1 protein-coding gene is annotated in these 1,488 nt (G+C 70.4%); it reads left to right on the forward strand.

The annotated features are described in order from the left end of the window. The first annotated feature begins 506 nt into the window (after positions 1–506). Positions 507–746: a hypothetical protein gene (locus G4D87_RS37680; protein WP_163787580.1), complete on the forward strand. Its 240-nt coding sequence runs from the start codon at positions 507–509 to the stop codon at positions 744–746. Positions 747–1,488 lie beyond the last annotated feature (742 nt).

Here is a 1,488-nt window from a genome sequence, read left to right on the forward strand (position 1 = left end):
CCTCCATTGCAGCCCCAGCCTCTGCTCCCCTCTCCCTCCGCCCTCACCCCAGGGTGAGGGAACCGGCTGCCAGGCTTCCGCCTCGGCGGCAGCCGCGGAGGACTCCCGTCCTCCGTGGTGGAAATCGCCCAGGTGCCGAGCTGCTCGAGCTCGCCCCCCAGCCAACTTCGCAGCGCCGCACGTCGCGCACGCCACAGCCGTGCAGATACCAGCCGCGAGCACTGCCAAGCGCACGCCCACCACCCGCACGACGTCCGCACTGGTGCCTCGGCAAACGTGAGTGCCAACGTGTCCTCCTTGAGTGGACGCGTGCCGCCCCGGGCCTAACAGCGCCTGCCGCCTGCGCCTTGCGTTCGACGCGCGCCAGGCCAACTGCCGCCTGTCACGGTCGCCGCCGGCGCGTCGTCAGGCAACGGCCCGTGTCGTCGCGCTTGAGGGGCCCATGCGCCCCCCCAAACAGCAGTGAGGGGGGCGCATCGGGCGCCCTCACCACGGAGGAGGACGCGATGGACTACGAGAGCTGGCAGCGGTGGAAGAAGAAGATGGACCGCAAAGTGGAAATCGCCCACCAGCGGCACCAGGCGCTCGACCCCAAGGCGCCGGACTACCAGGAGCAGAGCGAGCGCCTTCACCGCCGCGTCCGCTTCCTGCGTCACCACCAGGTCCTCGCCGCCTTCCGCGTCCCGAGCTACGACGGGAAGCCGCCCCAGCTCCAGGTGCACTACACCCTTCGCGAGGAGGCGTAGCAGCCAGCACCGCGGGGCTCTCCGGAGCCCCGCAGGACTCCTCAGGGAAATGGAAAGCGTGGGCATCGCCGACTCAAATCGTCGGCGATGCCCACGCTACGTTTATGCCGCCGCGCGTGCTCCGGCGTCGGCCTTCGGCCGGGCCTCCGCTCCTCAGCCACCAACCTCGTGCTTCAACCAACACAGAGAAGAAGCAGACCCAACAACAACGAAACGCACAGTTGAAACTACGAGGCGATGTCATCGTCACCGAGGCGCACGGCCGGGCCGCCGCTACGCACGCAACACCCGCTACTGCCCTTCCATCGTCACCCTTCCCGACCTCACTGCCCAGGCCGCGTCCTGCCCTCAGCCCGTTCACGCGGGGGCCCCACAGCCCCACGTGTAACGGGTCCCCCGGGCCGGCCGCGTCCCTCAACCTCCTCCACCTCCGACACGCTCCACTGACCAGCTCTGGCGCTCACTGCCCAGGCCGCTTCCTGCCCTCAGCCCGTTCACGCGGGGGCCCCACAGCCCCACGTGTAACGGGTCCCCCGGGCCGGCCGCGTCCCTCAACCTCCCCCACCTCCGACACGCTCCACCGACCAGCTCTGGCGCTCACTGCCCAGGCCGCGCCCTGCCCTCAGCCCGTTCACGCGGGGGCCCCACAGCCCCACGTGTAACGGGTCCCCCGGGCCGGCCGCGTCCCTCAACCTCCTCCACCTCCGACACGCTCCACTGACCAGCTCTGGCGCTCACTGCC

This window comes from Myxococcus vastator, from assembly GCF_010894475.1.
Lineage (GTDB): Bacteria > Myxococcota > Myxococcia > Myxococcales > Myxococcaceae > Myxococcus > Myxococcus vastator.